Here is a 7,019-nt window from a genome sequence, read left to right on the forward strand (position 1 = left end):
CCCGTTCCCCGCCGCTCGACCAGCCTGGATCCGTCAACACCGCCGGAGGCCCCCATGCTCGACGAGTCACTCCTCGACGCACCGGACGATCTCGCCCGTGCCGACCGCCGCGGCCTGCTCCGCGGTGCCGCCGAGGCCGGGGCCAGAGTGCGCACCGCGGCCCGGCACGCCACCGAGGCCGGCCTCGCGGACCTGCGCCCCGACGGGCGCCCCCGCGCCGTCCTGATCGCCGGGTCCGGCACCGCGGCCACCGGCGTCGCCGACCTGCTCGGCGCCCTCGCCGGAGCCTCCGCCCCGGTCACCCGCCTGCACCCCACCGGCGTCGCGCACGCCGCCGGGGCACTGCGCTGGGCCCTGCCCGGCTGGGCCGGCCCCGTGGACCTGCTGCTCATCGCCACCACCGACGGCACCGAGCCCGGCCTGGCGGTCCTCGCCGAGCAGGCCTACCGGCGCGGCTGCGCCGTGGTCGCCGTCGCCCCCGAGCGCTCACCGCTGAGCGAGGCGGTGGACGGCGCGCACGGGGTCCTCGTACCGATGGCCAAGGCCCCGTACCAGGAGTACGACGAGTCCGCCGCGGCCGGTCCCGGTGCCCTCTGGGCCCTGCTGACCCCGCTGCTGGTCCTCCTCGACAAGGTCGGCCTGATCAGTGCCGCCCCCGACGCCCTCCAGCGCGTCGCCGACCGGCTCGACCGCACCGCCGAGCGCTGCGGCCCGGCCATCACCACGTACTCCAACCCGGCCAAGACCCTCGCCGCCGAGCTGGCCGACTCGCTCCCGTTGATCTGGAGCGAGGGCGAGGGCGCCGGCCCCGTCGGCCGCCGGTTCGCCGCCACCCTCGCCGAACTGGCCGGGCGCCCCGCGCTCTGCGCGACCCTCCCCGAGGCGCTGCCCGCCCACGGGGTGCTGCTCGCCGGGTCCTTCGCCGCCGGAGCCGACCCCGACGACTTCTTCCGGGACCGCGTCGAGGAGCCCCAGGCCCTGCGCGCCCGCATCGTCCTGCTGCGCGACCGGCCGGCCGGCGGGCTCACCGCCGCCCCGGCCGCGCGCGAGCTCGCCCTCAGCCACGACACGGCCATCAGCGAGCTCGAACCGGAGGAGGGCGGCGACCTCGAACAGCTCGCCGAACTCCTCGCCGTCACGGACTTCGCCACCGCCTACCTGGCGCTGGCGGCCCGGGGACACAGCTAGGCACACACCCGTGCCCGCACCACATCCAGATCCAGGAAGACGACGACGATGGACCGCCTCACCAACACGATCCGCCCCTACGCGTGGGGGTCCACCAGCGCGATCCCGGCCCTCCTCGGGGTCGAGCCGACCGGTGAGCCGCAGGCCGAGATGTGGATGGGGGCCCACCCCGGTGCCCCCTCCCGCCTCGACCGCGGAGCCGGCGAGACCACCCTGGCGGCCGTCATCGCCGCCGACCCGGAGGGCGAGCTCGGTGCCGCCGCCGTCGCCAAGTTCGGCCCCCGCCTGCCCTTCCTCCTGAAGATCCTCGCCGCCGGCGCCCCCCTCTCCCTCCAGGTCCACCCCGACCTCGCCCAGGCCCGGGCCGGGTTCGAGGACGAGGAGCGCCGCGGCGTCCCGATCGACGCGGGCCACCGCAACTACAAGGACGCCAACCACAAGCCCGAGCTGATCTGCGCGCTCACCCCCTTCGACGGCCTGTGCGGCTTCCGCCCGCCGATGGAGGCCGCGGACCTCCTCGAAGGCCTCGGCGTCGACTCCCTCAAGCCGTACGTGGACCTGCTGCGCGCCCACCCCGAAGAGGCGGCCCTGCGCGAGGTCCTGACCGCCGTCCTCACCGCCGACCGCGAGGAGATGGCCCGTACGGTCGCGGAGGCCGCGGCCGCCGCCGAGCGCCTCGGGGGCCCGTACGAGGCCTACGCGGGGCTCGTCCACGACTACCCGGGCGACCCCGGCGTCATCGCGGCGATGCTCCTCAACCACGTCCGGCTCCAGCCCGGCGAGGCCATGTTCCTCGGCGCCGGCATCCCGCACGCCTACCTCGACGGCCTCGGCGTCGAGCTCATGGCCAACTCGGACAACGTGCTGCGCTGCGGGCTGACGCCCAAGCACGTGGACGTCCCCGAGCTGCTCAAGGTCGTCATCTTCGAGCCGAGCACCCCGGGCGTCCTGCGCCCCGAGGGCGACGGCGAGGAGGTCTACGAGACCCCCATCGACGAATTCCGGCTCTCCCGCCACGTCCTGGCCCCGGGCGGAGCCCCCCGCACCCTCCCCGACGGCACCCCGCAGATCCTGCTCTGCACCGCAGGCGCCCCCCGCGTCGGCGAACTGGCCCTCGCCCCCGGCGAGTCGGTCTTCGTCCCCGCGGGCGAAAAGACCGAACTGTCCGGTACGGGCACTGTCTTCCGGGCCACCGTGGTCCTCTGACGTAGCGTCGGCCGCACCCGCAGCTGCAACAATGTGCGGCCGTAGTCAGTGGCCAGGAAGGAAACCCAGCACCCATGAGCGCGTCGGGCGGTACCAAGGCGATCGTGGCGGCACTCGCCGCCAACCTCGCCATCGCTGTAGCCAAGTTCGTGGCATTCCTCTTCAGCGGCTCCTCGTCGATGCTCGCGGAAAGCGTCCACTCGGTCGCCGACTCCGGAAACCAGGGCCTGCTGCTACTCGGCGGGAAGAAGGCACAGCGCGAGGCGACCCCCCAGCACCCCTTCGGGTACGGGCGCGAGCGCTACATCTACGCCTTCCTGGTCTCCATCGTGCTCTTCACCGTCGGCGGCATGTTCGCCATCTACGAGGGCTACGAGAAGATCCACGACCCGCACGAGATCGAGGCCTGGTACTGGCCCGTCGGCGTCCTCCTCTTCGCCATCGTCGCCGAGGGCTTCTCCTTCCGCACCGCGATCAAGGAGTCCAACGAGAGCCGCGGCAGCCAGAGCTGGAAGCAGTTCATCAAGAGCGCCAAGGCCCCCGAGCTGCCCGTCGTCCTCCTGGAGGACCTCGGCGCGCTCGTCGGCCTCGTCCTCGCCCTCGGCGGCGTCGGCCTGGCCCTGCTCACCGGCAACGGCGTCTGGGACGGCATCGGCACCCTCTGCATCGGCGTCCTGCTGATCGTCATCGCCGTCGTCCTCGCCCTGGAGACCAAGTCCCTGCTGCTCGGCGAGGCCGCCGGCACCGCCGAGGTCGAGAAGATCAAGGCCGCGCTCGTCGACGGGGACACCGTCACCCGTGTCATCCACATGCGCACCCTGCACCTGGGCCCCGAGGAACTCCTCGTCGCCGCCAAGATCGCCGTCCAGCACGACGACACCGCGACCGAGGTGGCCAACGCCATCAACGCCGCCGAGGCCCGCATCCGCGCCTCCGTCCCGATCGCCCGCGTGATCTACCTGGAGCCGGACATCTACAACCCCGAGGCCGCCAAGGCCGACGGCCGCTGACCGCCCCCCGCACGCCCGCGAAGGCCCCCGCAGCTCACCGGCTGCGGGGGCCTTCGCCCGTACGGGGTACGGTCCGGGGCTAGGGGGTGTCTGACGGAGGTCCGCGGCGTCGCGATGCCCGGCACGCACTCTCGCCGCACCGGCCGAAAGCCCACGTACGTCCAGTACGCGGGCATCCGGCCGGCACGCCGAGAGCACGCACCGGACACCGCTCCTTCCCCACGGACCTCCGTCAGACACCCCCTACCGGATCTCGCTCAGCACCTCCAGTACGGCCGGCCCGTCCGGCGCGGTCCGGAGCCGCTCACGGAAGTCCGCGTCCATCAGCTTCCGCGACAGCAGCGCCAGGATCCGCAGGTGCTCGTCGCCCGCGGCGGCCTCCGGCACCGCGATCATGAAGACCAGGCGGGCCTTCGTACCGTCCAGCGCGCCCCACTCGATGCCCTCCGAGGACCGGGCGAAGCCGACCGTGGGGCGGGCCACCGCGTCCGTCTTGGCGTGCGGGATCGCGATCGACTCGCCGAGTCCCGTCGTGCCCTGGGCCTCCCGGGCGAGGGCCACCCGTACGAGCTCGTCCACGTCCCGCACGTTCCCGGTGGCCGCCAGCATCTCCGCCATCTCGCGGATCGCGGCCTCCTTGGTGTCCGAGACCAGCTCCGTCCTGACCGTCCGCGCGGTCAGGTACCCCGACAGCACCTCCGGCTCGGCGTCCGCCGCGGCGGAGGCGGGCGCCGGCTCCGGGTGCGTCCGCACGGCCGTCCCGGCGGCCCCGGCCCCGGCTCCGGCGCCCACGCCGGCGAGCACCGGCTCCGGCGCCGCGGCCCCGGCGGGCACGGCCTTCCCGCCCCGGCGCGCCTTGATCTCGATCAGCGCGTTCGTCGTCAGCGCGGTCACCACCGTGCCGGTGGCGATCGCGATCAGGAACCACGCCCAGCCGCTGATCGCACCCAGCGCGGCCACGATCGGCCCGCCGTGCGGCACGTGGTCGCCCACGCCCGCCACACCGGCGACCGCACCCGCCACCGCGCCGCCCAGCATGTTCGCCGGGATCACGATCGCCGGCCGCGCCGCCGCGAACGGGATCGCGCCCTCCGAGATGCCGAACACGCCCATGAACAGCGCGGCCATGCCCGTGTCGCGCTCCTGCTCCGAGTACAGCTTGCGGCGCAGCACCGTCGCCAGGCCCTGGCCGAGCGGCATCACCGGGATGGCCGCCGCGCACATGCCCATGACCGCGTAGTTCCCGGAGGCGATGAGACCCGTACCGAAGAGGAACGCCGTCTTGTTGACCGGACCGCCCATGTCGAAGGCGATCATCAGGCCGAGCAGCGCGCCGAGCAGGATCGCGCTGGTGCCGGTCATGCCCGACAGCCAGGAGGTCAGGCTCTCGAACACCCAGGAGATCGGCTTGCCGATGACGTAGATGAAGAAGAGGCCCAGCGCCGTCGTGGCCACGATCGGGATCACGATGATCGGCATGATCGGCTGGACGACCTTGGGGACCTTGACCTTCTTGATCCACAGGACCAGATAGCCCGCCAGGAAGCCCGTCACGATCGCGCCGATGAAGCCGGCGCCCGACTTCGAGTCGTACAGCGCCCCGGTGTTCGCGATGAAGCCGCCGATCATGCCGGGGACCAGTGCCGGCCGGTCGCCGATGGCGTACGCGATGTAGCCGGACAGGATCGGGATCATCAGCGTGAAGCCCAGGACGCCGATCTGGAACACGTGGTCCCAGAAGGTGCCCGGCGTGACCGCGTACCCCTCGGCCGTGGCGTGGCCGCCCAGCGCCAGCGCGATGGCGATCAGCAGACCGCCGACCACCACGAAGGGGATCATGTACGAGACGCCGTTCATCAGCGCCTTGTACGCGAGGCTCCGCTCCTTGCCGCCGCCGCCCGCGCCGCCGCCCGCCGGGGCCGTGCCCGTCTGGACCGGCGCGCTCTGCACCCCCTCGATCAGCTCCTTCGGCCTGTGGATGCCGTCGGCGACCCCGGTGGACAGCACCCGCTTGCCGGCGAAGCGCTCGCGGTCGACCTCCTTGTCGGCGGCGATGATGATCCCGTCCGCCTCTCTGACATCGTTGTCAGAGAACACGTTCTCGGCCCCGATCGAGCCCTGGGTCTCCACCTTGATGTCCACGCCGAGCTCGGCGGCGGCCTGCGTCAGCTTCTCGGCGGCCATGTAGGTGTGCGCGATCCCCGTGGGGCACGCCGTGACGGCGAGCAGCCTCAGGCGCTTCCGCCCGCTCGCACGGTCACCGGGAGGGCCGGCTGGACTGGTCACTTGAATCTCCTTCACGCCAGGGGTCCGCGAGATCGCGAGCACGAACCGATCCACCGGCATCCTGCAACAGATAAGGGGCGGATCAAAAGTCCGAAAGGCCCCGAACATCCCGCCGGACGGCCTGAAATCGAAGCGCGACTTGTTCCCGTCCCCACTGGGGTCCGCTGCGCCGATCGGTGTAGATTCGTCATCAGTGTCAGGCGTCGCTGCTGATGGCGGTCGGGCGGTCCTCGTGACCGGCCGAGGGGAGAGAGGGCCCCGCGGCGGACTGTGCTCAGTGCACCGGCCAGCCCCGTGCACGGCCCAGCCGTACCCACCTCTCGAACCATGAGGAGCAGCACCCATGGACTTCAAGGTCGCCGACCTTTCCCTTGCCGCCTTCGGCCGCAAGGAGATCACCCTGGCCGAGCACGAGATGCCGGGTCTGATGTCGATCCGCAAGGAGTACGCCGAGGCGCAGCCGCTGGCCGGCGCCCGCATCACCGGCTCCCTGCACATGACCGTGCAGACGGCCGTCCTGATCGAGACCCTCGTCGCCCTCGGCGCCGACGTCCGCTGGGCCTCCTGCAACATCTTCTCCACCCAGGACCACGCGGCCGCCGCCATCGCCGTCGGCCCGAACGGCACCCCGGAGAACCCGCAGGGTGTTCCGGTCTTCGCCTGGAAGGGCGAGACCCTGGAGGAGTACTGGTGGTGCACGGAGCAGGCGCTGACCTGGCCGAACACCCCCACCGGCGGCCCGAACATGATCCTCGACGACGGTGGTGACGCCACCCTCCTCGTCCACAAGGGCGTCGAGTTCGAGAAGGCCGGCGCGGCTCCGGACCCGTCCACCGCGGACTCCGAGGAGTACGGCCACATCCTCACGCTCCTCAACCGCACCCTGGGCGAGGCCCCGCAGAAGTGGACGCAGCTCGCGTCCGAGATCCGCGGCGTCACCGAGGAGACCACCACCGGTGTCCACCGCCTCTACGAGATGATGGCCGAGGGCACCCTGCTCTTCCCGGCGATCAACGTGAACGACGCGGTGACGAAGTCGAAGTTCGACAACAAGTACGGCTGCCGCCACTCGCTGATCGACGGCATCAACCGCGCCACCGACGTGCTGATCGGCGGCAAGGTCGCGGTCGTGTGCGGTTACGGCGACGTCGGCAAGGGCTGTGCGGAGTCGCTGCGCGGCCAGGGTGCCCGTGTCATCGTCACCGAGATCGACCCGATCTGCGCGCTGCAGGCCGCGATGGACGGCTACCAGGTCGCCACCCTCGACGACGTGGTGGAGATCGCGGACATCTTCATCACGACGACGGGCAACAAGGACATCATCATGGC

5 protein-coding genes are annotated in these 7,019 nt (G+C 72.1%); 4 read left to right on the plus strand and 1 reads right to left on the minus strand.

The window, feature by feature from the left end; translation table 11 throughout:
- The first annotated feature begins 54 nt into the window (after window positions 1–54).
- The 3 genes from ACZ518_RS27865 (at window position 55) to ACZ518_RS27875 (ending at window position 3,404) form a co-directional block, all read left to right on the plus strand.
- Window positions 55–1,188 carry an SIS domain-containing protein gene (locus tag ACZ518_RS27865; RefSeq protein WP_469115739.1) on the plus strand — a complete coding sequence of 378 codons (1,134 nt, stop codon included), beginning with the start codon at window positions 55–57 and terminating at the stop codon, window positions 1,186–1,188.
- 48 nt (window positions 1,189–1,236) lie between these two features.
- Window positions 1,237–2,394, plus strand: coding sequence for a mannose-6-phosphate isomerase, class I (manA, locus tag ACZ518_RS27870; RefSeq protein WP_469115740.1), 1,158 nt, complete (start codon window positions 1,237–1,239; stop codon window positions 2,392–2,394).
- Window positions 2,395–2,468: 74 nt separating this feature from the next.
- A complete protein-coding gene (locus ACZ518_RS27875; protein ID WP_469115741.1) occupies window positions 2,469–3,404 on the plus strand; it encodes a cation diffusion facilitator family transporter in 936 nt (311 codons plus the stop codon).
- Between the two features lie 243 nt (window positions 3,405–3,647).
- Here ACZ518_RS27875 and ACZ518_RS27880 read toward each other — a convergent pair whose 3' ends face one another.
- The gene (locus tag ACZ518_RS27880; protein WP_469115742.1) at window positions 3,648–5,690 is read right to left on the minus strand and encodes a fructose-specific PTS transporter subunit EIIC; all 2,043 of its coding nucleotides are present in this window, start codon (window positions 5,688–5,690) and stop codon (window positions 3,648–3,650) included.
- A 343-nt stretch (window positions 5,691–6,033) separates the two neighbouring features.
- Here ACZ518_RS27880 and ACZ518_RS27885 point away from each other — a divergent pair.
- Window positions 6,034–7,019 (plus strand): adenosylhomocysteinase (locus tag ACZ518_RS27885; protein ID WP_469115743.1); only part of this gene is annotated, 986 nt, incomplete at its 3' end.

It is taken from the genome of Streptomyces sp. NPDC033966, assembly GCF_055575955.1.